Genomic DNA, 24,416 nt, shown 5'->3' on the forward strand with positions numbered 1-24,416 from the left:
TTTCATGATACAGTTACATCACAGTAATAATTATACATTATTTTATATCATTGCGCAGGTCTTGTCAATCTGAAAGCCAGCTGCCCAAAGATGCAGTTTGGAGAAAAAACGGAAGGTTCAGGGCGGCAGGAAACCAGAGTCGGTACAAAAACGGGCGAGCTCCCGCAGGGTTTTGCGCGCGGCGGCCAGCCTGCGGCTGACCGTGGAGCGGCTGACGCCGAGAATTTTGGCGGCCTCAGGCATCTTGATCCCCTCCAGGTAATAGAGCCGGACGGCTTCCCGCTGGCCTGGCGGCAGAAAGCGGATGGCGTTGGCGGCAAACCGCCGGTAGCGTTCACGCGCGGGCGTGTTGTCACCGTTGCCGCCGTAGGTTTCGGACGCGACCTTGTCCGGGTCGGACAGGTGCGCGTTCCAGGCCCGCTGGGGGAAAAGCGGTTTATCCTGCCGGTATTTACTATGCGTAGTAGTCCTTGAGATAGGCCGTCACCACCTTTAAATCACTCAATTCGGTATAGAGCGCGTCCATCCGGCGCCGCAGAAGGAGTGCTTCCTCACCGTCTGCCGTGCGCAGACGCTTGCGCAGCTCGCATAGGCGCTTCTGCAGCGCTTCGGCAGCAGCGCGGTATTCCACTGAAAGTGCGGTCAGATCCATGCAATTCCCCTTTCGATTCGCTTGTTTTTCCCCTCTAACCCCAACGTAGCATGGGAAAAAAACGAAGTCAAACGGGGGAATGGTCCTTTCTTGCTTGTCCAAGAAAGGACCCAAAGAAGGACACGCGGGGACACCCCGCGGCCCCGTGCGCGCAATTTTGTTGCCGCTTCCCGGCAAAGATTACGCGCAATCTGCCACAGGCAAGACGATGTGTGCCGCGTGATAAAAAGCACGCGGGACATATTTTCGCACCCAGTGCGAAAATGCGCTGCGCGCAACAGGGACAAGCCGATCAAAAAATCCCGCCGGCATTGCCGGCGGGATTTGGTTCGTATGGGGGTCAGTTTGCTGAAATGGTAAAATCGGCCGTGATTTCGGTGCAGGCGAGCGCTTCGCCGTGCGGATCGATGAAGCAGGCAAGTTGAGACACGCGGTAGATGCCCGGCGAAAGCGGCTCGTCGAAAATATCGATGGGGATCGGGATGGTTGCCGTTTCGCCCGGTGCGAGTGGGAAGGAGGCGGAAACGCTGTCCGGGTTTACCATCGCGCCGTCGCGCGGGGTGAGCGGCAAAACTTCGCCGCCGTCCACTTTGCGGAAATCGAACCATGAGGTGTAGAGCAGCGTGTCGGAAGCGTTATTTAAAACAACGAGGCTGATACTTTCGGTCCCGACGGGGTAGGAATCCTGTTCAGGACGCGCTGTAACGCTCGTCACAGGGGCTTCGGAGCTGCCGAACCCGATCACCGAAAAGACCTTGTCGTTCTGCGCTTCGGGAAGGAAGAACGCCTTCTCCCGTGGCACGGGCCGCACCGCGGAGTACAAAAGCCCGATACCGATCCCGGCGGCGAACAGCGCGAGCGGAATGATCCAAAAGCGTTTCATCAGACGTTAAACCTAAACAGCACCACATCGCCGTCCTGAAAGACATATTCCTTGCCTTCCGAACGGATGAGCCCCTTCTCCTTGGCGGCTGCCATTGAACCGCAGGCAATGAGGTCGTCATAAGCGACAACTTCGGCGCGGATGAACCCTTTCTCAAAGTCGGTGTGAATCTTTCCGGCGGCCTGCGGGGCTTTGGTGCCCTTCTTGATCGTCCAGGCGCGAACCTCCTGTTTGCCGGCGGTCAGGAAGGAGATGAGCCCCAGCAGGGAATAGCTTTTTTTGATGAGCCGGTCAAGTCCGGACTCGTGCAGGCCCATTTCCTCAAGGAACATCAGTTTGTCCTCCGGGGTCATGTCCGCGATTTCCTCCTCAATCCGTGCGCAGATGGGCAGCACTTCGGATTGTTCCCCGGCGGCGATTTCCTGAACTTCTTTGTAGAAGCGGTTTTCTTCGATACCATTTATAAAGTCATTTTCACTCATGTTTGCGGCGTAGATGACCGGCTTATCGGAAAGCAGCGGCATGTCCGCGAGCGCTTCGCGTTCATCCGGGTCGCAGATAAAAGAACGGGCGGATTTGCCCTCTTCCAGATGTTCCTTGAGACGTTTTAAGATGTCGGCCTGCGCGGCGAGCGTCTTGTCGCCGCCTTTTGCCGCCTTGAGCGAGCGGTCGATCTTGCGCTCGACGATGTCGATGTCTGAAAAGATCAGTTCGAGGTTGATCGTTTCGATGTCGCGCCTGGGGCCGATTTCGCCGTCGACGTGAACAATTTCCCCATCTTCGAAGCAGCGCACAACATGCACGATCGCGTCGACCTCCCGGATGTGGGAAAGGAATTTGTTGCCGAGCCCTTCGCCCTTCGACGCGCCGCGCACCAGCCCCGCGATATCGACGAATTCGATGACGGCAGGGGTGTATTTGTCCGGATCATACATCTTTGCGAGCACGTCGAGCCGCTCGTCCGGCACGGCAACCATGCCGACGTTCGGCTCGATGGTGCAGAACGGGTAGTTCGCGGACTGCGCGCCCGCGTTGGTGATGGCGTTAAAAAGGGTCGATTTGCCGACGTTCGGCAGCCCGACGATACCTAGCTTCATATCGATAACTCCTTCAAGCGTTTTACAAATTACTCCAGTTTTTCATGATACCACAGCGGCCGATATTTGGCAAGCCGGATCGGCAGTCCTTACAAAGTATCCGTATTCTCCAATTCGAGTCCTTCAAAAAACGCATCATAACTACAACCATAGATCATGTGTAAGGCGACGAGGAGACGCACCGGAATATTAAGTTCCCCTGTTTCGTAGCGGGAATACAAACTGCGCGTAGTGGATACGCCGAAAATACCCAAGCGGGCAACAAGGCGGTCCTGTGTATACTTGTGCTTTTTCCGAAGGAGGCGCAGGTTACTTCCCATGTTCATGTCGGCGGTTAGTCTGTCCATTAGCAACTCCTTTTGCTCAATATAACGTGCATTTTTGCTTTAGTATATGTTATACTGGACACAAAAAGGCTCAATATACTGAGCAAAATAAGGAGATGTGGAGATATTAAGATGAATCACGAAACAATCGAATGGATCGCCCAAAACAAAGACACCTGGTTTGCCATCTGCCGGGCGCGCGGGAAGGCCTTCGCAGGCGATGAGGTTATGGAGGCGTTCGAAATGCTGCTCCAAAAGGCCAAACAGAATCCGGACTTCAGCACAGTCTTTACCGTATTCCTGACAGTATATGAAAATGAACTGCCGTTCTTTGCCCCCGCAAAAAGGCTGTGAACAGGACGCGCGGCATAATTTGGAATTCGGACAAGGGATATTCAAAAAATATTCACCATTCCGCATGACTTTATTGTATAATTGTGATACTATATATGATAGAATCTGTCCATATGTATTTGAGAAGATAACGGGGGTTATGAATATGTCCATGGGAAAGATCCTGATCTGCGATGACGACCGCAACATCTGTGAGCTGCTGCGTCTGTACCTCGAAAAGGAGGGCTACGCGCTGGCGATTGCCAATGACGGCGAGGAAGCGCTTGCGAAGTTCTCGTCGGAAGCCCCCGACCTGATTCTGCTCGATATCATGATGCCCAAGCTCGACGGATGGCAGGTCTGCCGTGAAATCCGCAAAAAATCAAACGTGCCGATCATCATGATCACCGCAAAGGGCGAAACTTTTGATAAGGTGCTCGGTTTGGAGCTTGGCTCGGACGATTATGTGGTCAAGCCCTTCGACCCGAAGGAGATCGTCGCGCGCATCAAGGCGATCATGCGGCGCACCGGGAAGTCGGCCTCCGAGGCGGACGTCAAGGAAGTCAGCTATGATAAACTGGTGGTCAATATGACCAAGTATGAGCTCAAGGTGGACGGCAAGGTGGTCGATACGCCGCCCAAGGAGCTGGAGCTCCTTTACCACCTGGCGAGCAACCCGAACCGCGTCTACACCCGCGACCAGCTGCTCGACGAGGTGTGGGGCTTTGAATATTACGGCGACAGCCGCACGGTTGACGTGCACATCAAGCGCCTGCGCGAAAAGCTGGAGGGCGTGTCCGATCAGTGGACGCTCAAAACCGTCTGGGGCGTGGGCTACAAGTTTGAAGTCAAGGAATCCTGAGGAAATTTAGGCCGCGGGCCGGGTTCTGCCCGGCCCGTTTTTCCGTGTGGCCGTTATTGATAGGAAAGGGGCCGGTGCGCCTTGCAAAAAACGCTTTTCAGCAAACACTTCATCACCATCGCGGCGATCATCCTGCTTTCGCTCACCATCCTGGGGGCGGTGCTGCTGGCGTTCGCGTCGCAGTATTTTAAGCAGGACCGCTATAAACTGCTCGAGCACAACGCCGGCCAGGCCGCGTCGCTCACCTACAACAATTTCCGCAACAACAATTACCAGGCGGTCAGCCCGCAGATCGTGCTGCCGATGTACACCATTTTAGCGGGCGCCATCGAAGCGGACATCTACCTTTCCAATACCGAGGGGGAGATCCTGCTCTATGCGGAAGGTTCGGGCACCGAGCGCTCGAATGGGCGCATCCCGCCGGAAATCATCAATCAAACCTTTGAAAACGGCGGCTATAAGGAGCTCGGAAAGATGGAAGGGCTCTATGCCGAAGGGCACTACACGGTGGGCGTCCCGGTCAAAACCGGCGACGGCATCCCGGCCGCGGTGATTTTTGTTTCGGCCTCCGCCAGCGCGCTGCACGTCTTTCTGACTGAAATCCTCAAAATGTTCATCATCTCGTCGCTCGCGGTGCTGATCCTGGCGTTCGCGGCGGTCTATTTCATCACGGCCGACCTGGTGCGTCCGCTGCGCAAGATGGTTACAGCCACGCAGGCTTTCTCCAAAGGGGATTTCACCATGCGGGTGCCGGTGGAAAGTTACGATGAGATCGGGCAGCTGGCTATCTCCTTCAACAACATGGCCTCCTCGCTTGCCACCACTGAGGTGGCGCGCCGCTCCTTCACCGCGAACGTCTCGCATGAGCTGCGCACCCCGATGACCACCATCGGAGGGTTCATCGACGGCATCCTTGACGGAACCATCCCGGAGGAAAAACGGGATCATTACCTCAAGATCGTCTCGGATGAAATCAAGCGGCTTTCACGGCTGGTGCGTTCGATGCTCAACATCGCGCGCATCGAGGCGGGGGAACTCGAGATCAATCCGGATCTTTTCGACGTCAACGACACGGTCATCAAGACGGTCTTTACCTTCGAGCAGCCGCTCGAAGCGAAGAATATTGAGGTGCGCGGGCTGGACGGCGGCAAGGTCATGGTCGAAGCCGACCCGGACCTCATCCACCAAGTGGTTTATAACCTTATTGAAAACGCCGTGAAGTTTGCAAACGAGGGCGGATATATCGAGGTGAACTATACGGAGGACGACACCTATACCTATGTCGGCATCCGTAATTCGGGCGAAGGTATCTCGAAGGATGAGATCCCACACGTTTTCGACCGCTTCTATAAAACCGACAAATCCCGCAGCCGCGATAAGGGCGGCGCCGGGCTTGGGCTGCACATCGTGCGTTCGATCATCAACCTGCACGGCGGCGACATTGTTGTGCGGTCGGTCGAAGGAGAGTACTGTGAATTTGTCTTTTCCATCCCCAAGCCGCATGAGAAGGGAAAAAAGTCCGCGCAGAAAAATTGACATAAACCGTTCAAATAATCACGAAGGAATTTCATATTTTCTTTCAAATATCATCTATTTTATTGTAACATTTATTCGATATACTAAGATCACAGAAACAAGAAAAGGCATGTCACAGTAAAACTTGGAAAAGGATGACGATATATGAGTGACTATAACCCGAACGAACCGCAAAACTTTGAAAACAACCAACATACGGACGCGCCGGACGGCGCGCAGCATTCCGAAGGCGCTTCCCCAAATGTCTGGAACGTGCCGCCGCAGTCAAACAACAATGGTGACGCCTACCGGCCGCCCTATTACGCGCAGCAGGCGCACCACCAGGAGCCGCCGCGCCAGGAAGAAAAGGCTCCGCAGCAGTATTCCGCGTCGGGCGGCTGGCAGCAGCCGAATACGAACGGCTCGCGCAAGGAACCCTACCAGTGGAACATGGCGGACTATGACAAGGCCCACGCCGCCAAACCCAAGCGCAAAAACAAGGGCCTGATGGTCTTTTCGGTCATCATGTGCTCGGTGCTGGTCGTATCGCTCGTGTCCTTTGCGGGCGTGGGCATCTACAGCACCTTCGCGCGGGCGCCGCAAGAGACCGAACCCTCCGCGAGCGAACCGACTGTGAACGTCCCGGCAAGCAACCTGCCCGGCATCACCCTGCAGGACAAACCAGCTGTGAACGACGCCCCTTCCGCGGATGGCAAACTTTCGACCGAACAGATTGTCGAGAAGGTCGCGCCGTCGATCGTGGCGATCACCACCTATGCGAATACCGGTTACAGCGGTTATCAGGCCGAAGGCATGGGCAGCGGGATCATCATGCGCGAGGACGGCTACATCGTGACCAACGCGCACGTCGTGGAAGGCGCGCAGGGTATCACTGTGACGCTGCATGACGGCGAAACCAAATATGAAGGCCGTGTGGTTGGTATTGATACCAAAACCGACCTTGCGGTTGTGAAGGTTGACGCGACCGGCCTGAGCGCGGCGGATTTCGGCAATTCCGACCAGATCAAAGTCGGTGAGACGGTCATTGCGATCGGCAACCCCCAGTCGATGGAATTCGCGGGCAGCGTCACCCAGGGCATTGTTTCCGGTCTGAACCGCTCGCTGACCGCTTCGGGCGGCAACGGCACCGCGACCACCTATCAGAGCCTTATCCAGACCGACGCTGCCATCAATCCCGGCAACTCCGGCGGCGCGCTGGTCAATGAATATGGCCAGATCATCGGCATCAACTCTGCCAAAGTCATTGCAACCGGCGCGGAAGGCATGGGCTTTGCCATCCCGTCTGCGGTTGCGAAACCGATCGTGGACGACCTGATCAACTACGGGCGCGTCACCGGGCGCGTGCGTCTCGGCATCACCGCAAGCGCGGTCGATGAGGTGCTTGGGCGCCTCAACGGCTGGCCGACCGGCCTGCTGGTGCAGTCCACCGAGGCGGACTCCGATATCTCGAAGAAGGGCGTCATCCCGGGCGACATCATCACCAAGGCGGATGGCAATGATCTGGACGGCTTCCAGGCGCTGACCGATGCGCTGGAAGGCAAAAAACCCGGCGACACGGTGGATCTGGAGGTTTACCGTCCGTCCACACGCAGGAACGAATCGGGCCGTTTCTTCAACATCACCGTCACGCTGATGGAGGATATGGGGGACGCCGTTTCGACCCAGAATCCGCAGGACAACACCCAGCAGAATCCGGGATACGGCCAGTACCCGGGCAATGACGGAAACTCCGGCTACGGGCAGAATCCGAACACCGATGAATTTGAGGATTTCTTCCGGGATTTCTTCGGCTGATAACAGATGAACGGTGCGCGGGAAGGGCGAATACGCCTTTTCCGCGCATTTTTTATGAAAGGCCGGACCGGGAATAAGGAGGCGCCGCGATGCGGGCGTTTTTTCTTTTGGGAAAACTGAAAAAAAGATGGGGTTTATCATAATTTGTTTACAAATTTGTAGTATACTGATAACGTAAATATTGGACGAATACAATCTGTTTCCAGATAGATACTAAAGGAGTATGCCATGAGCCGCAGTACACAGTCCGTCTACACAACCGTTGTGCTGGTCACCGACCAGTTCGAGTGCGAACGAATCATCAAAGCGGCCCGCGTGATCGCGGATCTTTCCCAGACCGCGCTGACCGTCCTGAGCGTGATGAAAACCGGCGCGCAGACCAATCCCGCCGCCTTGGAGCACCTGTTCGGGGTTGCGAAGGAATACGGCGCGCAGATGACGGTGGAATTTTCCGACAACCCGCAGAGCGCGATCGTGCATTTCATTCGGGAAAACCATGTGGTGAATGCCATCACAGGTATGCCGCAGAACGAGGATTCCATCCTGGTGCGGATGTGGAAAACCCTGCAGAATGTCAAATTTTTTACTGTGACAAAAAAAGGGGAGCTGCATGAGGTGGCCGACCGGGATTATCACAACGCGCTGATGGAAGCCCGTTCCCTTTTTGCAAACGCGCAAAATCAGTGACCGGCGCACGGTTTGCCCGCGCCGGGAAGTAAGGATAGATACGCATGAATATCACAGTCAGACAGATCGAGTTTAAAAGCGCCGACGGCGCTTCCAGCCTGTTCGGATGGCTTTATATCCCGGCGGAGGAACCGCGCGGCATTGTCCAGATCGTGCACGGCATGGCCGAACATATGGGCCGTTACCATGAATTTATGCGCTTTCTGGCGCAGCACGGCTATGCCGCGGCGGGCATCGACCAGCTCGGCCATGGCCGCTCAAACAATGGCCGGTACGGCTACTTTGCCGAACGCGACGGATGGCGCGCGCTGGTTGAGGATCAATATAAATTTCACAAGATCCTTCATGCCGAAATCCCCGGCCCGGAGCACACGGTGCTTTTGGGGCACAGCATGGGCTCGTTTGTCGCGCGCCTTTACGCCTCCCGATACCCGCAGACGATCGCCGGGCTGGTGCTCAGCGGCACCGCGCGCGGAGGGCTCAAGGTCGACGCCGCAGTACAGATGGCAACCGTTTCGGCGCGGCGCGAAGGTCTGCTTGCCGACCATGACCTTGATAAATTGGCGTTCGGGCTTTTTAACGAACGCTTCAAACCGGCCAAAACCAAGTTTGACTGGCTTTCCCGCGACGAGGCGATGGTCCGGCGGTTTGTCGATGATCCGGAATGCGGTTTCGTATTTACAGCCTCGGGTTTCCGAGACCTGTTTACACTCATTTCCGGCGCGAATCAGAAACGCACGTTCAGCGCGGTGAACAAGCGGATGCCGGTTCTCATTTTTTCAGGCGCCCAGGACCCGGTGGGGGAATACGGGAAAGGCCCCACTCAGGTTTACAAACGCTATCTGAAGGCGGGCCTTTCGGATGTGGAGCTGATCCTCTATGACGGCGGACGGCATGAGATGCTCAATGAGCAGAACCGGGCAGAGGTATTCGGCGAGGTGCTGTCCTGGCTGGACGATCATCTTGTCCCGCAGGAGCAGGCGCCGCAGGAGCAGCTGCCGGAGGATTACGACCGGCAGGAGCCCTGATCATTCGAACGGAGGATTTCGCCTATGGATCAAGCGGCATGGAGCTTTTTACCATTGCTTATCAACCTGATTATTTTCGGCGGGATGGCGGTCGGGGTGCTGGCTGGCTACCTGCTCAGCAGCTTCGGCCTTTATGGGATCGCAAAGTCGCTGGGTACGCCGAACGGCTGGCTTGCCTTCATCCCGTACGCGCGCAGCTATCTGCACGGTTCGCTTGCAGGGGAGATCCCAGTCGGGCGGCGCGTCATCCGCAGCCCTGGGCTTTGGATGGTGATTGTTCCGCTGGTGGAAAGCGCGGCGGTCGTTATTGGTTACGTGATCTTTTTTGTGGTGATGTTCCTGCAGATGATCCCGGCCTTTGAGCGGGATACTCCGCCGGCCGGCCTGTTTATCACGATTCTTTTGTTCTGGGGGGCTTTTGTTCTGTTCCTGATCGCCGCCGGCGCGGTGAAAGGCGCGCTGACCGCCCTTGTAAATTTCAGCCTTTATGAGAAATACATGGACCGCAACCGCGCGGTGTTACATATGGCGCTGGGGCTTCTCGTGCCGCTTTACCAGCCGGTATTCTTGTTTTTGCTGGGCGGGAAAGAACCACTGGGCGCGCGGCCGCGGATTTCCGGCCCTCCACCCGCGTACGGCCCGGCGCAGTGAGAAAAATGAACAGCCTCGGAAAAGGCGCTGCCTTTTCCGGGGCTGTTTTTCTGCTTATTCGTAGAGGCCGGAGGAGAGGTAGCGTTCCCCCGTGTCGGGCAGCAGGGCGGTGATCAGCTTGCCGGCATTTTCCGGGCGCCGCGCGAGGACGGCGGCGGCCTGAATGGCCGCGCCTGAGCTGATCCCGACCAGCAGGCCGTCCTGTTTTCCGACGGCGCGGCAGGCGGCGTAGGCATCCCTGGTTGTGACGGCGAGCACCTCGTCGATCACATCAAGATCGAGGTTTTCCGGCACGAAATTGGCGCCGATGCCCTGGATGCCGTGTGGACCGCAGCGGCCCTCGGTGACAAGCGGAGACTCGGCCGGTTCGACCGCAACGACCCTGACAGCGGGATTGGCCTGCTTGAGCGCGCGTCCCACGCCGGAGACGGTTCCGCCGGTGCCGAAGGTGGCGACAAACAGCTCGATCTGTCCGTCGGTGTCCATGAGGATTTCCTTGGCGGTGGTGGCGGTGTGGATTGCCGGATTGGCGGGATTTTTAAACTGCTGCGGGATGAAGGAATTGGGGGGTTGGGCGGCGATTTCATGCGCTTTGTCAATCGCGCCCTGCATACCTTTTGTGCCATCGGTCAGGATGAGATCGGCGCCCAGGGCCGCCAGCAGGGTGCGGCGCTCTTTGCTCATGGTTTCGGGCATGGTGAGCACCAGATGGTAACCGCGTGCCGCGCAGACAAAGGCAAGGCCGATTCCGGTGTTGCCGGAGGTGGGTTCGACGATCAGGGTATCCTTATTCACAAGCCCGCGTTTTTCAGCGTCCGCGATCATGGCAAAGGCGGCGCGGTCCTTGACTGAACCGAGAGGGTTAAAATATTCAAGCTTTGCGGCAATCTTGACGGGCAGCCCAAGGCTGGCGCTGTAATTGGTCAGATATATCATCGGCGTGCCGCCGATGAGCTGTGTGAGGTCGTTTTTGATGTTCAGGGGAATCACTCCTTCCGGTTGTCGGTTAAAATAAGCTGACAAGCTTTCCGGTTTTATTATACAACACTTTTTCCGGCGAAAAAAGCGGGATCTAAAAAGATTTTGTCTTGTAAAGAAAAAGGCCTTGACATAGGCCTGTACATCCGGTATAATACCACAAGAGGGAACGTGTAAAGAAAATTGCTTTACACTAAGGAGGCGGGATCATGGCCAAAAATCTTGAAATTTCCGTGCTGCTGGATTTTTATGGCGAAATGCTCACCGAGAAACAGCGCGATGTCGTGGAGCTCTATTACAACGAGGACCTCTCGCTTGCTGAAATCGCCGCGCACAGCAGAATCACCCGCCAGGGCGTGCGGGATTCTATCAAGCGCGCCGAAGGCATCCTGCTCGACCTCGAAGCGCGGCTCGGCCTTGCCAAGAAGTTCCGGCTGATCCAGGACGGGCTTGACCGCATCGCGGAGGACGCACGGTTTATCGGTGAACATAACAGCCGTTTCGGCACCTATAAGGAGATTGCCGAGCGCACCGACGAGATCATCCGGATCGCAAACAGCATCAACGATTAATCTCCGATTTATACATAAAGTATTATTTTCGATGAAAGGTGGTGACCGTATGGCGTTTGAAGGACTTTCCGACAAGCTTTCCGCCGTTTTTAAAAAGATGCGCTCGAAAGGCAAGCTGAAAGAGAGCGACATCAAGGACGCGATGCGCGAAGTGCGCCTTGCCCTGCTCGAAGCGGACGTCAACTACAAGGTCGCCAAAGAGTTCGTCGCGAACGTCACCGCCAAGGCGGTGGGCGACGAAGTGCTCGAGAGCCTCACTCCGGCGCAGATGGTCATCAAGATCGTCAATGACGAGCTGACCGCTCTCATGGGGGAAACCAACGCGCGGATCGCTTTCCAGAGCCACCCGCCGACCATCGTCATGATGTGCGGCTTGCAGGGTTCCGGTAAAACCACCCATTCGGCCAAGCTGGCCCTCCATTTCAAAGGGCAGGGCAAACGTCCGTTGCTCGTCGCCTGCGACGTCTACCGTCCGGCCGCGATCGACCAGCTGAAGGTCGTCGGGGAGAAGGCGGGCGTGCCGGTCTTTGAGATGGGGCAGGGAGACCCGGTGCAGATTGCCAAAAAGGCGGTTGCACACGCGAAGGACCATGGCAATGACCTGGTCATCCTCGATACCGCCGGACGGCTGCACATCGACGAGGCGCTCATGGGCGAACTCAAAGCGATCAAATCCGAGGTCGGCCCGCATGAGATCCTGCTGGTCATCGACGCGATGGTCGGACAGGACGCGGTCAATGTGGCGTCGAAGTTTGACGAGGCGCTGGGCATTGACGGCGTGATCCTCACCAAGCTCGACGGCGATACCCGCGGCGGCGCGGCGCTTTCGGTGCGCGCGGTCACCGGAAAGCCGATCAAGTTTGTCGGCATGGGCGAAAAGCTCGCGGATCTGGAGCCATTCTATCCGGACCGCATGGCGTCGCGGATTTTGGGCATGGGAGATGTGCTCACCCTGATCGAGAAGGCGCAGACTGACTTTGACGCGAAACAGGCCGCCCAGATGGCCGAGAAGCTCAAGCAGAACAGCTTCGATTTAAACGACATGCTCGAACAGATGCAGCAGCTCAAAAAGATGGGGCCGCTGTCATCCGTGATGAATATGCTCCCGGGCGTGGCCGGGAAAATTAAGGACGAGGACGCTGAACAGGGCGAAAAGGAACTCGCACGGGTTGAAGCGATCATCCATTCGATGACTTTGGCCGAGCGCACCAAGCCTGCCATCCTCAATCCCTCACGCAAACGGCGTATCGCGGCCGGCAGCGGCACTGATGTGTCCGATGTCAACCGGGTCATCAAGCAGTACGAGCAGATGCAGAAGCTCTACAAGGCGGTGTCTGGCGGCGGGAAGGGCACCAAAAAGGGCAAACGCCGCCGCAACCCGTTCGCGGGCATGGGCGGTATGGGCGGCATGGGGATGCCGCCGGGCGGGTTCCCGTTTTAAAAACTGGTCAATCCCGGCATAGCCGGAGGACATAAATTTTGCTTACCCTTACATTTTATTAGGAGGTGACATACATGGCTGTTAAAATCAGACTGAGAAGAATGGGTGCGAAGAAGGCTCCGTTCTACCGTATCGTTGTTGCGGATTCCCGTTATCCGAGAGATGGCAGATTCATTGAGGAGATCGGAACTTATGATCCGACCAAGGACCCTTCGGTGATCAAAGTTGACGCGGAAAAGGCGAAGAAATGGATTCAGAACGGCGCCCAGCCGACCGATACCGTGAAAGCGCTGCTCAAAATCGAAGGCGTGCTCTGATTGAGCGTGGAGGTAAATCGTTTTGGATAAGCTGATCGTCACAATCGCACGCGGCCTTGTGGAAGACAAGGATGCGGTCAATGTCACAGTGGACGAGCCCAACGAGGAGGGGATCATCATCTATCACCTCCACGTGGCGCCGGATGACATGGGCCGTGTCATTGGAAAGCAGGGCAGAATTGCCAAGGCAATCCGAACCGTGGTCCGCGCGGCGGCGAACAAAGCCGAAATGAAGGTTGCCGTCGAAATCGACTAAGACAAAGGGGAGCGTGAAGCTCCCTTTTTCTTACCCGCGGCCCGGTTTCAGGGAGCCGCAGAAGAGGAAACAAACGATGAAAAAACAGTTTTTGGAATGTGGGAAAATCGTGACCACCCATGGGATCAAGGGGGAAGTCCGGGTGCAGCCCTGGTGCGACGGGCCGGATTTCCTCACGGATTTCGAAACCCTCTATTTCGACCGGGGCGAAAAACCGTTCACCGTGGAACGCGCGCGGGCCCATAAAAACGTGGTGGTTCTCAAAATAGCGGGCGTGGACACGGTGGAGGACGCTGTGAAGCTGCGTAGCCGCACGGTTTATGTCAACCGGGACGATGTGGAGCTTGCGGAAGGGGAATCCTTCGTGCAGGATCTCATCGGGTGCGTGGTGACGGATATCGACACCGGCGCGGCGTATGGGGAAATTTACGACGTGATGCAGACCGGCGCAAACGACGTTTACTGCCTGAAGGATGAAAAGGGGACCGAACGGCTGGTGCCGGCGATCCCGAGCGTGGTGCTCGAACGCGACCTGGACGCGGGCATCGTCAAAATCCGTCCGCTGGAGGGGCTGTTCGATGATTAAGATCGATATCGCGACCCTGTTCCCGCAGATGTGTGAAACGGTCGTGGGCGAAAGCATCATTGGGCGCGCGTGCAAGGCGGGATATCTGGACATCCGCTGCTGGCACATCCGGGACTACACGGTGGATAAGCACCGCAACGTCGACGACACGCCCTACGGCCCCGGCAAAGGGATGCTCATGCAGGCCGACCCGATGTACCGCACCTGGCAGGCCGCCTGCGAAGCGCGCGGCAGCAAACCGCATGTGATCTATCTTTCGCCGCAGGGCAGGACCCTCACCCAGCAGCGGGCGCTCGAGCTTTCGAAAATGGAGCACCTCTACCTGATGTGCGGGCATTATGAAGGGGTCGACCAGCGGGTGCTCGACGAGATTGTTGACGAGGAAATCTCGATTGGGGATTATGTGCTCACCGGCGGCGAACTGGCCGCCTTGGTGCTCTGCGACTGCGTGGGGCGGCTCTGTCCGGGCGTGCTGGCCGATGAGAGCTGCTTTATGGAGGAGAGCCACTGGAGCGGGCTGCTCGAATATCCGCAGTATACGAAACCGGCCGTTTGGCACGGGGTAGCGGTGCCGGAGATCATCACGAACGGCAACCACGCGGCGATCGCGCGCTGGCGGCGGGAAATGTCGCTCAAAAATACCTATGAGAAACGGCCGGAGCTGTTGAAAACCGCCCAGCTCAACGAAAAAGATAAATGGTATCTGCGCACGCTTGGCTGGGAAGATGGCTCCATTGACGACGGGTGAGGAATCGTATGGGAACAATCGTAAATTCGATCGCAATCATCATCGGCGGGATGGCGGGGTTGCTTTTGCGGCGCGGAATCTCCGAAAAGGTGGAGCAGACCGCCATGAAGCTGTTGGGCCTGGCGGTTTTTATCGTGGGGATCGAGGGGGTTATCACCTCGATGGTCACGGTGCAGACGGACGGAAGCCTTTCCGCGGATGGGTCGCTGCTGCTCATCGCAAGCATGGTCGTCGGCGGGGTGCTCGGGGAAATCTGGGACATCGATGGCGCTTTGGTGCGCGGCGGCAAGCGGATTGAGGAGAAGCTCGGCCGTGAGGGCTTTGCGAAGGGATTCATCAACGCGTCGCTCGTGTTCTGCATCGGCGCCATGGCCATTGTGGGCGCGCTCAACGACGGACTTTACGGCGACAGCCAGACCCTTTATATCAAGGCGATGCTCGACTGCATCTGCGCGGTCATCCTGGCCTCGACGCTGGGCTTCGGCGTGGTGTTCTCGTTTATCCCGGTGCTGGTTTATCAAGGGGGAATCACGCTGTTCGCAGGGTTTCTCAAGCCGCTGCTCACGCCGGACGTGCGCACAAGCATCTGTATGGTGGGGTATACGATCGTGATGTGTATCGGGATCAACTTTTTGGAATTTACCAATATCCGTACCGCCAACCTGCTGCCAGCGCTGCTCGTGCCGATCCTGTACCATATGGTGCATCCGTGGTTTTTGCAGTTTACCAACCAAATTCCATTTTTTTCGTGATTTTCCGTCCGGCTTTACAGGTATGTTGCTATAATTGTTGAAAACTTTATGGTGAACTTGCACAATCCACTCTGTTCTGTCTGTGACCCATATGGGAAACAAGCAGAAAAAGCCTGTAAATTTTAAAACACCTGTAAAAAACGTTGACGCTTTTTTAAAATGCGCCTATAATAGTAGCATCACCTTTAATACCGTTTACATCTATACTTAGAAATAGGAGAGTATTGAAATGTTTGTGAAAGAAGTAACCGTTCAGAATCAGGTAGGCTTGCACGCCCGCCCGGCAACATTCTTTATTCAGAAAGCGAATGAGTACAAGTCGTCCATCTGGGTTGAGAAAGAGGAGCGCCGCGTCAATGCGAAGAGCCTTCTTGGCGTTCTGTCGCTTGGGATCGTCGGCGGCACCAACATCCGCATCATCGCTGACGGTTCGGATGAGCAGGTTGCTGTCGAAGGACTGGTAAAATTGGTCGAGTCCGGTTTCACAGAGTAAGTTCGTACGAAAAAAGCCCCGTTACAATTTGTAACGGGGCTTTTTGCATAGACTAAAGCGCGCCGATCCAGCGCAGGAGATAAACGCAGTCCTGAAAGCCCTGCCGGTAAATCAGCGGTTCGCGCAGGCCGCCGGCGGCATTTTTGGCTGCGTCGAAGCGGTTGATGAGCAGGCGTTCCTCCCCGAGCTTTTCCGCAATCAGCCGGTAAAGCGTATCGCATTCCGCGCGGGCCTCGCGAAAGTCGTCGTCATCCTGGTGGTCCGGCAGGCTGCGGGCGCTGGAGATGGTGCAGCACTGGTTGAAATTTTCCGCAAAGCTGTTGGCGTTTATGTCGATTGGCATGAGAAAAATCCTTTCTGTCAGAAATTTCACGTCCAGCTTGAAAAAACGCAGCGCACAGTGTATAATATTTATGCGAGCGGTTCTTCGGAACCGGGCGTGGGGGAGAAGCGGCGTGCATTTAGGGATGTTGGCTGCTTCTCTTTTTTTAGTCTGTTTCGTCCTCATAAAGCCGTTTGATTCTGTCCATCTGTTGGACGACCCATTTTTTTCATTTCGGCCAACGTTTCACCTCCATATTTTTGGCCCCCAATATTATTTTAAATTAATGGGGTCCAAAAATCAAGGGTTTTTAAAGATTTTCTTTGAGACGGTCAATCCCATCGCGCAATCCCTCCGCGATGCTCTTGTGGTTTCTTTCACAATATGCCATAAGAATTTTGTAAGACTGTTCATTCAGGCGGACTTTTACCTGATGGATTTTGGGGCTGTCGGTTGGGCGACCCATCTTTTTCTTTTCAGGCAATGGCTCATCTCCTTACTTTTGGCCTACAAAAATTATAAACGATTGTGCGCCAAAAGTCGAGCGCTATTTGCCTTTTGCGCGTTTCGTCGCGTGCACAATTATGCGCCTTCCAGGCGCCCGGGCCCCATTTCTTGTTCGTGCAAGAAATGGGGGAAAGAACACGCCAAAGTGGCTAGCCGCCCCTTTGGAAACCCCGCGGACGCCTTGCCAAAACTTGCTCCGCAAGTGCTCCCAACACACGGTCAGCTCAGGGCTGAAGCCGGCGTTTCACGCTCCCAGCGCGCTTGCGCGCATTTAAAATCCATTTGTCCGCTTTCGGCGCAGCCGGTTTTCGCAATGGTTGCGAAAACTCGTCCCGCGCGTCATTGCGAAGCGCGCGCGGCGCACTTCGTCTCGTCTGAGCAGATTGCGCGCGATCTTTGCCGCAGGCAACGAAATCGCGCGCATGGGGCCGCGGGGTGTCCCCGCGTGTCCTTCTTTGGTTCCTTTCTTGGACAAGCAAGAAAGGAACTCCGGGCGCGCGAAGGGCGCAAGAACTCCGGGCGCGCGAAGGGCGCAATCCCCCGCGTGACCTTCTTTGAGGACTTTCTTGGACAAATAAGAAAGTTAAAGCCCTCCTTGGGGCATCATAAATTCTGAGGAAAGGAGCCCAAGCTTTCCGTGGAAAACTTAAGAATCCCATTCCTTGCCGAGAAGGCGCACAAGCTGCCGCTCCTGCCCGGCGTTTATATCATGAAGAACAAAGCCGGGGAAATCATCTATATTGGCAAGGCCAAGGCGCTCAAGAACCGCGTCAGCAGTTACTTCCGCGCGATCGAAAAACACCATCCGAAGGTTTATCAGATGGTGATGCATGTCGAAGATTTCGATTATATCGTCACCGACAGCGAATTCGAAGCGCTCGTGCTCGAATGCAGCATGATCAAGCTGCATTCCCCAAAATATAACATCCTTTTAAAGGACGACAAGGGCTACAGCTATATCAAGATCGCGCCGAAGCAATTTTCCCGCATTCGCCAGACCTTCCAGCAGGACGACCCGGACGCGCAGTATATCGGGCCGTACATGTCCTCGTTTGTGGTGAACGAGACGGTCGACGAAGCGAACCGCGCTTTCCGCCTGCCGACCTGCAACCGCAAATTCCCGCAGGAATTCGGCAAGGGCAGGCCTTGCCTCAATTTCCACATCAAGCAGTGTATGGGCGTCTGCCGCGGGAAGGTTTCGCTCGCGGAATACAATGAGATTTTGGAGCAGGCGATCGACTACATCAAGGGCGGCAGCACCCAGAGCATCGAGAAGCTGACCGAGCGGATGAACGAGTGCGCCGAGAATATGCAGTTCGAAAAGGCCGCGCAGCTGCGCGACCGCATCCGCGCGATCGGCCGGATCACCGAATCCCAGAAGGTGGTTTTCGTCAAAACCGCCAATCAGGACGTGATTGCTTTGCAGCGCAGCGACAACGACACCTGCGCCGTTGTGCTCAAATTTCGCAACGAGCGGCTGGTGGACAAGGAGGATTTCCTGCTCGGCCCGGTCGATGACCTCGATGCGGCGCGGCTGGAATTTCTGCTGCGTTATTATACCACCCGGCAGGAGATCCCCTCAAAAATCCAGCTCGACGGCGGGATTGAGGACATCGAGATTGCGTCGCGGCTCTTTTCCGAACAGGCCGGCCACAAGGTGGAAATCCGTGTGCCCAAGCGCGGCGAACAGCTCAAAATCGTCGAGATGGCCCGCACCAATGCGGCCGAGCGACTTTCCCAGAAGGTGCAGCGCACCGGCAAGGAGGTCGCCGCGCTCGACGAGCTGGCCCGGCTGTTGGGATTGGAGAAACCGCCCGCGTATATCGAAGCTTATGACATCTCGAACATTGGTTCCGACACGGTGGTCGGCGGCATGGTCGTCTTTGAAAACGGGCGGCCAAATCGCAAATGCTACCGCAAATTCACGATCAAGACGGTCGTGGGCACCGACGACTACGCGAGCATGTCGGAGGTGCTGCAGAGGCGGTTCGAACGGTATCTTGATCCGGACAAACAGGACGAGGCGTTCGACCGGCTGCCCGATCTGATCCTGCTCGATGGCGGCAAGGGACATGTCGGAACGATCGTCCCGATGCTCAGCCAGATGGGCGTTGGCGTGCCGGTGTTCGGCATGGTGAAGGACGACAAGCACCGCACCCGGGCCATCGCGGAAACCGGCGGCGAAATTGCGATTTCCTCACATCGCAGCGCGTTTACCCTGGTTTCGACCATCCAGGATGAGGTGCACCGCTATTCGGTCACATTCTCCCGCGCGCGGCATCAAAAGAATTCGTTTGAACTGACCCTCACCCAGTGCGAAGGGATCGGACCGTCCCGCGCGGCGGAAATTTATAAGCACTTCAAGACGATTAAGGCGATCAAGGCTGCGGACGCGGACGCGCTCGCGGCGGTGAAGGGGATGACCAGGCCCGCCGCCGAACGGCTGTACGCCTTTCTGCACGCGGAAAGCGAAGCGGAGTGACAGCCGTTTTCCAGACCTTTTCGTCAGGCTGCGCAGGCGTGCCCCATGTTTGGGGACGCATTCCCAGCAAGTTGACAAAATCCACAAAAAAAGCCATAATAGATGCAACAATCGGCAAAAGGAGAACCAGATGAGAGTAATTACCGGTACCGCACGCGGGACGCGGCTGCAGGCCCCGGAGGGGCTCACCACCCGTCCCACTTCCGATATGGCCAAGGAAGCGATTTTCAGCATCCTGCATTTTGAAGTTGAGCAGGCGATGGTGCTCGACCTGTTCGCGGGCAGCGGACAGCTTGGGATCGAGGCGCTTTCGCGCGGCGCGAAGAGCTGTATTTTTGTAGACACCTCCCGCGCGGCGCAGGAGGTCATCCGCCGCAACCTTGCCGCGGCAAAACTCGCCGCGCAGGCACGTGTTGCAGCGATGGATGTGAACGCTTTTTTGCAGTCGGCAGCCGAACGCTTTGATATCGCATTTCTCGACCCGCCCTACGGGCAGAAGCTGATCGACGCGGTTTTGCCGAGGCTCGCAGAGAAGATGAACGAAACCGGTATTATTGTCTGCGAAACCGAACGCAATGAGGAATTGCCCGAATCAGCGGGCGAATTTCTGGTTTACAAAACCTACCGCTACGGGAAAGCGAAGATCACGACCTACCGGCATCAGAACTTTGGGAAGGACTGACAGCTTATGCAGCGTACCGCAATCTGCCCGGGCAGTTTTGACCCGATCACCAAGGGCCATGAGGATATCATCCGCCGCGCCAGCATCCTGTTTGACCAGGTCATTGTGGTGGTCAGCGCGAACCCCGACAAAAATCCGGTTTTCACGCTGGATGAACGGGTGGGGATGATCAAGAAAACGATTGAAGGCATTCCAAACGTGGAAGTTGACAAATTCAGCGGTTTGCTGGTAGACTATGTACGGGAACGGTCGGCAGTCGCAATCGTCAAGGGCCTGCGGGCAGTTTCCGACTTTGACTATGAATTCCAGATGGCGCTCACCAACAAAAAGCTGATGCCTTATGCCGAAACGGTGTTTTTGACCCCAAACAGCGACAATATGTATCTTTCGTCGAGTATTGTGCGGCAGATTGCACGCTTCGGCGGAGACATCAGCGATTTTGTTCCACGCTGTGTCCTGAGGCAGATCCGGGAACGCCTGTGCCCGATGGATGAATCCAAAACCGACAAACATGCGAAAGGATGAGTTCCAATGAATATTGATGAAATTCTTGATGTGATTGACGAATTGCTCGACCGTTCGTGGAGCCTGCCGCTGTCCGGCGGGCGGTGCGTCGTGGACGCTGACAAGGTGCGCGATCTGATCGATGATATCCGCCTGAATATCCCAGCTGAGATCAAACAGGCCAAGGCGATCGTTTCCGACCGCACCGAGATCATCGAAAGCGCCAAAAAGGAAGCGGACCAGATCGTCCGCAAGGCGGAGGACCGCGCGCGCCAGCTCATCGCGCAGGAGGAGGTCACCAAGGCCGCGCAGGCCAAGGCATCCGAAATCCTTTCGCAGGCGCAGCTCAAGTCCCGCGAAATCCGCCAGGCCGCGCAGGAATTTTCTGATAACTGCCTGCTCAAAACGGAGGAAGTGCTCGTCAAGTCGCTGACCGAAATCAAAGCGACCCGGCAGGCGTTCCGCAACGCCACCGCGAAATAAAGAGATCAGATTTATCATGCAGGGACGCCGCGTGCAAAGCGGCGTTCTTTTTTGCAGAAAAGAAGAACAAACGTTCGAATTCGCTTGCTTTTTATCCGCCGGGCATGTATAATAGAGTCTAGGTTTAGGACATGAACAATGGAGGATGAGTGCAATGGCAGAGAAGAAATCGGCGCCGATTGGGGCCAGAAAATCCAATGTGTCCGCTGAGGAACGGCAGAAAGCGCTGGAGACGGCGCTCGGCCAGATCGAGCGGCAGTTCGGCAAGGGCGCCGTGATGAAGCTCGGCCAGGACAGCACCCTCAATGTGGAGGCGGTTTCAACCGGTTCGCTTTCCCTGGATATCGCGCTCGGCATCGGCGGCGTCCCGCGCGGACGCATCGTCGAGATCTATGGGCCGGAGAGCTCCGGTAAGACCACCGTCGCGCTGCATGTCGCTGCGGAAGCGCAGAAGGCTGGCGGCGCGGCCGTCTTTATCGATGTCGAACACGCGCTCGATCCGGTCTATGCTCAGGCGCTCGGCGTGGATATCGATTCACTGCTCGTTTCGCAGCCGGACACCGGCGAACAGGCGCTCGAAATCTGCGAGGCGCTTGTGCGTTCGGGCGCGGTTGACGTGGTGGTGGTCGACTCGGTTGCGGCGATGGTCACCAAGGCAGAAATCGAAGGCGAGATGGGCGACAGCCATGTGGGCCTGCAGGCCCGCCTGATGAGCCAGGCGCTGCGGAAATTGACCGGTGCGATCGGAAAATCGAATTGCGTGGTCATCTTCATCAACCAGCTGCGTGAGAAAATCGGCGTCATGTATGGCAATCCGGAAACCACACCGGGCGGACGGGCGCTGAAATTCTATGCGTCGGTGCGGCTCGATGTGCGCCGGATTGAAACGCTCAAAACCGGCACCGAGATGATCGGAAACCGGGTGCGCGTCAAGGTGGTCAAAAACAAGGTCGCCCCGCCGTTTAAAGAGGCGGAATTTGATATCATGTACGGCACCGGCATCTCGAAGGTCGGAGAAATCCTGGATCTTGCCGTAAAGCTCGATATCGTCCAGAAGAGCGGCTCGTGGTTCAATTACGGCGAAACCCGGCTCGGACAGGGACGCGACAATGCGAAGGAATACCTCAAGGCGAATCCGGAGCTTGCCGCTGAGATCGAAGCGAAGGTGCGGGATAACGCCGACAAACTGCTCAAGAATGCAAAGACCGCTTCCGGCGGCAAGAAGCCGGTGAAGGTTGGCGCGGCGGTGGAACCGGCGCCGGCGGCTGGAACGGATGCGCCGAAGGTGAATATTGATGTGGAGACCGATGACGAGTGATGACTGTCACGGCGGTTAGAATGACAAAACGCGGAAATATCGCCCTCTATGTGGACGGCGAATTTTGTATGAGCATGCACCCCGACGTCTTTGCGGCGTCGGGGCTTTCGGCCGGAATGCAGATTGATCCCGAAAGGCTTGCGGAACTGGTTGGCGAAGCGCAGCTCAAAAAAGCGAAGGAGAAGGCGTTGCACTATCTTTCGTACAAGGAATATACCGCGAGCCAGCTCAAGGAGCGGCTCCTGCGGGATGTGGACGAGGAGAGCGCCGCGCTGGCGGTCGGCCGGATGGAGGAGCTGGGACTGGTGGACGACGGCGATTACGCCGAGCGGTTCGCGCGCGACCTTTACGAGCGCAAACGGTACGGGCTTATCCGTATCCGGCAGGAGATGCGGCAGCGGGGACTGGCGGACGAGCAGATCGAATTTGCCGTTTCGCTGCTGCCGGACGCGCCGCTTGTGCGCATCCGGGAACTGATCGAAAAGAAGTACCCGCTTGCCTGGGAGGACGAAAAGGTGAAGCGGCGCGCCTTTGCGGCGATGCTGCGGATGGGATACTGCGCCGCCGACGTGCGCAAAGCGCTCGGCGGGCGGGAAGATTACGACTGAAGGAGGAAGGCTTATGCAAATCCCGTTTTCGGTGATTTTGATTCCGGCAGCCTTCATCATCCTGGTGGCGAAGATCACCTACAGCCTGCTCAAAGAGCATATTGATGAACGTTTTGACCGGCTGGAGGCCCTTGTGAAGCGGGAGCAGGCAAATGAAGAAATGCCGGATAAAATGCAGGGTTAGGAGAAAAAATATGGCTGTAAAAGTGGGGATGGTATCCCTGGGCTGCTCGAAAAACCAGGTCGACGCGGAGCTGCTGCTTGCGATGATCGTGAAAGGCGGTTATGAAATCTGCGCCGATGCGGCATGCTGCGACGTGGTCATCGTCAACACCTGCGGCTTCATCGAGGCCGCGAAACAGGAGAGCATCGAAACGATTCTGGAGTTCTGCCAGATGAAGGATGCGGGGAAGGTGAAGGCGGTCGTCGTGACCGGATGCCTGGCCGAGCGATACCGCGAGCAGGTTGCTGAGGAGATCCCGGAGGCTGACGTGGTGCTGGGAATCGGACGCAACGCGGATATCATAACCGCGATCGAGGACGCGCTCGCAGGTAAAAAGACAGTTGCGTTCGGGGAGAAGGACGACCTGCCGCTCGAGGGCGAGCGGGTGCTCGCGAACGAGCCGTTCTTTGCCTATCTCAAAGTGGCGGATGGCTGCGACAACCGCTGCGCCTACTGCGCCATCCCGCTCATCCGGGGGCATTTCCGCTCGCGGCCGATTGAGAAGGTTGTGGAGGAGGCCAAGCGGCTGGTTTCGCGCGGCGTAACCGAGCTTGACGTGGTCGCGCAGGACACCACCCGGTACGGTGAGGATCTCTATGGAAAGCTGATGCTGCCGGAGCTTTTGCGGCGGCTTTGCGGGATTGACGGGGTCAAATGGGTGCGGGTACTTTACTGCTACCCCGACCGGGTCACCGACGAACTGCTCGAAACGATGGCTGCGGAGGAGAAGATCGTCAAATATATGGATATCCCGATCCAGCATGTGAGCGGGCGGATTTTGAATCTGATGAACCGGCGCGGCGACGCGGGAAGCCTCGCGGCGCTGATGCAAAAGATCCGGGAGAAGGTGCCTGGCGTCGTGCTGCGCACCACGCTGATCACCGGCTTTCCGACCGAAACGGAAGAAGAGTTTACAGAGTTGTGCGAATTTATCCGGAAGGTGAAATTCGAGCGGCTCGGGTGCTTTGCCTATTCGCAGGAGGAGGATACCCCCGCGGGCGAGATGGAGGATCAGATCGACCCGGAGGTGAAGGAACGCCGTGCGCAGATCGTGATGGAGGAGCAGTACGGTATCATGGAAGCGTTCAACCTTTCCCAGGTGGGCAGGACGCTCACAGTGGCGGTTGAAGGCCGCGAGAAAAAATTCTGGTATGGGCGCAGCTATATGGACGCGCCGGACATTGACACCAAAGTTTACTTTAGCGGGCGCAAAAAATATGCGCCCGGAGAATATGTGCGGGTCGCAATCGATGGGGTTGTCGGCTATGACCTGCGTGGAAAGGCGATCGACTGAT

Annotated in this window: 31 protein-coding genes; 24 read left to right on the forward strand and 7 right to left on the reverse strand. The window is 56.7% G+C overall.

Annotated features, from left to right (window positions below; all coding sequences use genetic code 11):
- Positions 1 to 117: 117 nt before the first annotated feature.
- The 5 genes from BN4275_RS17785 to BN4275_RS03465 form a co-directional block, all read right to left on the reverse strand.
- Positions 118 to 477, reverse strand: coding sequence for an RNA polymerase sigma factor (locus tag BN4275_RS17785; RefSeq protein WP_341423398.1), 360 nt, complete (start codon positions 475 to 477; stop codon positions 118 to 120).
- Positions 455 to 652, reverse strand: coding sequence for a hypothetical protein (locus BN4275_RS03450; RefSeq protein WP_066453919.1), 198 nt, complete (start codon positions 650 to 652; stop codon positions 455 to 457). The genes BN4275_RS17785 and BN4275_RS03450 overlap by 23 nt, the downstream gene beginning before the upstream one ends.
- Positions 653 to 992: 340 nt before the next feature.
- A complete protein-coding gene (locus tag BN4275_RS03455; protein ID WP_066453928.1) occupies positions 993 to 1,535 on the reverse strand; it encodes a hypothetical protein in 543 nt (180 codons plus the stop codon).
- Positions 1,535 to 2,632 (reverse strand): redox-regulated ATPase YchF, encoded by a 1,098-nt coding sequence (gene ychF, locus BN4275_RS03460; RefSeq protein WP_066453930.1) that lies wholly within the window; start codon positions 2,630 to 2,632, stop codon positions 1,535 to 1,537. Before ychF ends, BN4275_RS03455 begins: the two co-directional genes overlap by 1 nt.
- A gap of 89 nt (positions 2,633 to 2,721) precedes the next feature.
- Positions 2,722 to 2,979, reverse strand: coding sequence for a helix-turn-helix domain-containing protein (locus BN4275_RS03465; protein WP_066453935.1), 258 nt, complete (start codon positions 2,977 to 2,979; stop codon positions 2,722 to 2,724).
- 111 nt (positions 2,980 to 3,090) lie between these two features.
- Between BN4275_RS03465 and BN4275_RS03470 the strand changes: the two genes are divergently transcribed.
- The 7 genes from BN4275_RS03470 to BN4275_RS03500 all read left to right on the forward strand — a co-directional run bounded on the left by BN4275_RS03470 (position 3,091) and on the right by BN4275_RS03500 (position 9,849).
- Entirely contained in the window at positions 3,091 to 3,312 is a 222-nt protein-coding gene (locus tag BN4275_RS03470; RefSeq protein ID WP_066453939.1) for a hypothetical protein, read from the forward strand.
- Positions 3,313 to 3,457: 145 nt separating this feature from the next.
- A complete protein-coding gene (locus BN4275_RS03475) occupies positions 3,458 to 4,153 on the forward strand; it encodes a response regulator transcription factor (RefSeq protein ID WP_066453942.1) in 696 nt (231 codons plus the stop codon).
- A gap of 81 nt (positions 4,154 to 4,234) precedes the next feature.
- Entirely contained in the window at positions 4,235 to 5,689 is a 1,455-nt protein-coding gene (locus tag BN4275_RS03480; protein ID WP_066453945.1) for a sensor histidine kinase, read from the forward strand.
- A 144-nt stretch (positions 5,690 to 5,833) separates the two neighbouring features.
- Positions 5,834 to 7,483 carry a S1C family serine protease gene (locus BN4275_RS03485; protein ID WP_066453948.1) on the forward strand — a complete coding sequence of 550 codons (1,650 nt, stop codon included), beginning with the start codon at positions 5,834 to 5,836 and terminating at the stop codon, positions 7,481 to 7,483.
- A gap of 228 nt (positions 7,484 to 7,711) precedes the next feature.
- Positions 7,712 to 8,170, forward strand: a complete 459-nt coding sequence (locus BN4275_RS03490) for a hypothetical protein (protein ID WP_066453950.1) — start codon at positions 7,712 to 7,714, stop codon at positions 8,168 to 8,170.
- Positions 8,171 to 8,214: 44 nt separating this feature from the next.
- Positions 8,215 to 9,198, forward strand: coding sequence for an alpha/beta fold hydrolase (locus BN4275_RS03495; protein ID WP_066453954.1), 984 nt, complete (start codon positions 8,215 to 8,217; stop codon positions 9,196 to 9,198).
- 24 nt (positions 9,199 to 9,222) lie between these two features.
- Entirely contained in the window at positions 9,223 to 9,849 is a 627-nt protein-coding gene (locus tag BN4275_RS03500) for a hypothetical protein (RefSeq protein ID WP_154018810.1), read from the forward strand.
- 54 nt (positions 9,850 to 9,903) lie between these two features.
- Here the strand turns inward: BN4275_RS03500 and cysK are convergent, their stop codons facing one another.
- On the reverse strand, positions 9,904 to 10,830 hold the full coding sequence (gene cysK, locus BN4275_RS03505) for a cysteine synthase A (RefSeq protein WP_079988088.1): 927 nt from the start codon (positions 10,828 to 10,830) through the stop codon (positions 9,904 to 9,906).
- 206 nt (positions 10,831 to 11,036) lie between these two features.
- On the opposite strand from cysK, the gene ylxM reads away from it, so the two are divergent.
- The 8 genes from ylxM to BN4275_RS03545 all read left to right on the forward strand — a co-directional run bounded on the left by ylxM (position 11,037) and on the right by BN4275_RS03545 (position 15,992).
- The gene (gene ylxM / locus BN4275_RS03510) at positions 11,037 to 11,399 is read left to right on the forward strand and encodes a YlxM family DNA-binding protein (protein ID WP_079988038.1); all 363 of its coding nucleotides are present in this window, start codon (positions 11,037 to 11,039) and stop codon (positions 11,397 to 11,399) included.
- 49 nt (positions 11,400 to 11,448) lie between these two features.
- Positions 11,449 to 12,840 carry a signal recognition particle protein gene (gene ffh / locus BN4275_RS03515; RefSeq protein WP_066453964.1) on the forward strand — a complete coding sequence of 464 codons (1,392 nt, stop codon included), beginning with the start codon at positions 11,449 to 11,451 and terminating at the stop codon, positions 12,838 to 12,840.
- 74 nt (positions 12,841 to 12,914) lie between these two features.
- Positions 12,915 to 13,157: a 30S ribosomal protein S16 gene (gene rpsP / locus BN4275_RS03520; protein ID WP_066453967.1), complete on the forward strand. Its 243-nt coding sequence runs from the start codon at positions 12,915 to 12,917 to the stop codon at positions 13,155 to 13,157.
- Positions 13,158 to 13,179: 22 nt separating this feature from the next.
- Positions 13,180 to 13,413 carry a KH domain-containing protein gene (locus tag BN4275_RS03525; RefSeq protein ID WP_066453972.1) on the forward strand — a complete coding sequence of 78 codons (234 nt, stop codon included), beginning with the start codon at positions 13,180 to 13,182 and terminating at the stop codon, positions 13,411 to 13,413.
- A 76-nt stretch (positions 13,414 to 13,489) separates the two neighbouring features.
- A complete protein-coding gene (gene rimM, locus BN4275_RS03530; protein WP_066453974.1) occupies positions 13,490 to 13,999 on the forward strand; it encodes a ribosome maturation factor RimM in 510 nt (169 codons plus the stop codon).
- Complete coding sequence (gene trmD / locus BN4275_RS03535; protein WP_079988039.1) at positions 13,992 to 14,747, forward strand: tRNA (guanosine(37)-N1)-methyltransferase TrmD; 756 nt, start codon at positions 13,992 to 13,994, stop codon at positions 14,745 to 14,747. Before rimM ends, trmD begins: the two co-directional genes overlap by 8 nt.
- An 8-nt stretch (positions 14,748 to 14,755) precedes the next feature.
- Positions 14,756 to 15,499 (forward strand): DUF554 domain-containing protein, encoded by a 744-nt coding sequence (locus BN4275_RS03540; RefSeq protein ID WP_066453981.1) that lies wholly within the window; start codon positions 14,756 to 14,758, stop codon positions 15,497 to 15,499.
- A gap of 229 nt (positions 15,500 to 15,728) precedes the next feature.
- Positions 15,729 to 15,992, forward strand: coding sequence for an HPr family phosphocarrier protein (locus BN4275_RS03545; protein ID WP_066453989.1), 264 nt, complete (start codon positions 15,729 to 15,731; stop codon positions 15,990 to 15,992).
- A 52-nt stretch (positions 15,993 to 16,044) separates the two neighbouring features.
- Here the strand turns inward: BN4275_RS03545 and BN4275_RS03550 are convergent, their stop codons facing one another.
- Positions 16,045 to 16,335: a hypothetical protein gene (locus BN4275_RS03550; RefSeq protein ID WP_066453992.1), complete on the reverse strand. Its 291-nt coding sequence runs from the start codon at positions 16,333 to 16,335 to the stop codon at positions 16,045 to 16,047.
- A 112-nt stretch (positions 16,336 to 16,447) separates the two neighbouring features.
- Here BN4275_RS03550 and BN4275_RS17185 point away from each other — a divergent pair, with 112 nt between their 5' ends.
- From BN4275_RS17185 to rimO, 9 genes are all read left to right on the forward strand, one after another.
- A complete protein-coding gene (locus BN4275_RS17185; RefSeq protein ID WP_066453997.1) occupies positions 16,448 to 17,437 on the forward strand; it encodes a hypothetical protein in 990 nt (329 codons plus the stop codon).
- A 21-nt stretch (positions 17,438 to 17,458) separates the two neighbouring features.
- The gene (gene uvrC / locus BN4275_RS03560; protein WP_066454000.1) at positions 17,459 to 19,303 is read left to right on the forward strand and encodes an excinuclease ABC subunit UvrC; all 1,845 of its coding nucleotides are present in this window, start codon (positions 17,459 to 17,461) and stop codon (positions 19,301 to 19,303) included.
- A gap of 49 nt (positions 19,304 to 19,352) precedes the next feature.
- Entirely contained in the window at positions 19,353 to 19,985 is a 633-nt protein-coding gene (gene rsmD / locus BN4275_RS03565) for a 16S rRNA (guanine(966)-N(2))-methyltransferase RsmD (protein WP_279323650.1), read from the forward strand.
- Between the two features lie 6 nt (positions 19,986 to 19,991).
- Positions 19,992 to 20,510: a pantetheine-phosphate adenylyltransferase gene (coaD, locus tag BN4275_RS03570; protein ID WP_066454006.1), complete on the forward strand. Its 519-nt coding sequence runs from the start codon at positions 19,992 to 19,994 to the stop codon at positions 20,508 to 20,510.
- Positions 20,511 to 20,516: 6 nt separating this feature from the next.
- Entirely contained in the window at positions 20,517 to 20,972 is a 456-nt protein-coding gene (locus tag BN4275_RS03575; protein WP_066454009.1) for an ATP synthase subunit B family protein, read from the forward strand.
- A 154-nt stretch (positions 20,973 to 21,126) separates the two neighbouring features.
- Positions 21,127 to 22,290 (forward strand): recombinase RecA, encoded by a 1,164-nt coding sequence (recA, locus tag BN4275_RS03580; RefSeq protein ID WP_079988041.1) that lies wholly within the window; start codon positions 21,127 to 21,129, stop codon positions 22,288 to 22,290.
- A gap of 20 nt (positions 22,291 to 22,310) precedes the next feature.
- Positions 22,311 to 22,898: a regulatory protein RecX gene (locus tag BN4275_RS03585; protein WP_066454011.1), complete on the forward strand. Its 588-nt coding sequence runs from the start codon at positions 22,311 to 22,313 to the stop codon at positions 22,896 to 22,898.
- A 13-nt stretch (positions 22,899 to 22,911) separates the two neighbouring features.
- Positions 22,912 to 23,082 (forward strand): hypothetical protein, encoded by a 171-nt coding sequence (locus tag BN4275_RS17190; RefSeq protein ID WP_154018813.1) that lies wholly within the window; start codon positions 22,912 to 22,914, stop codon positions 23,080 to 23,082.
- Positions 23,083 to 23,092: 10 nt separating this feature from the next.
- Positions 23,093 to 24,415, forward strand: coding sequence for a 30S ribosomal protein S12 methylthiotransferase RimO (gene rimO, locus BN4275_RS03590; protein WP_066454013.1), 1,323 nt, complete (start codon positions 23,093 to 23,095; stop codon positions 24,413 to 24,415).
- The last annotated feature ends 1 nt before the right edge of the window (position 24,416 follow it).

This window comes from Anaerotruncus rubiinfantis, from assembly GCF_900078395.1.
Classification (GTDB): domain Bacteria; phylum Bacillota; class Clostridia; order Oscillospirales; family Ruminococcaceae; genus Anaerotruncus; species Anaerotruncus rubiinfantis.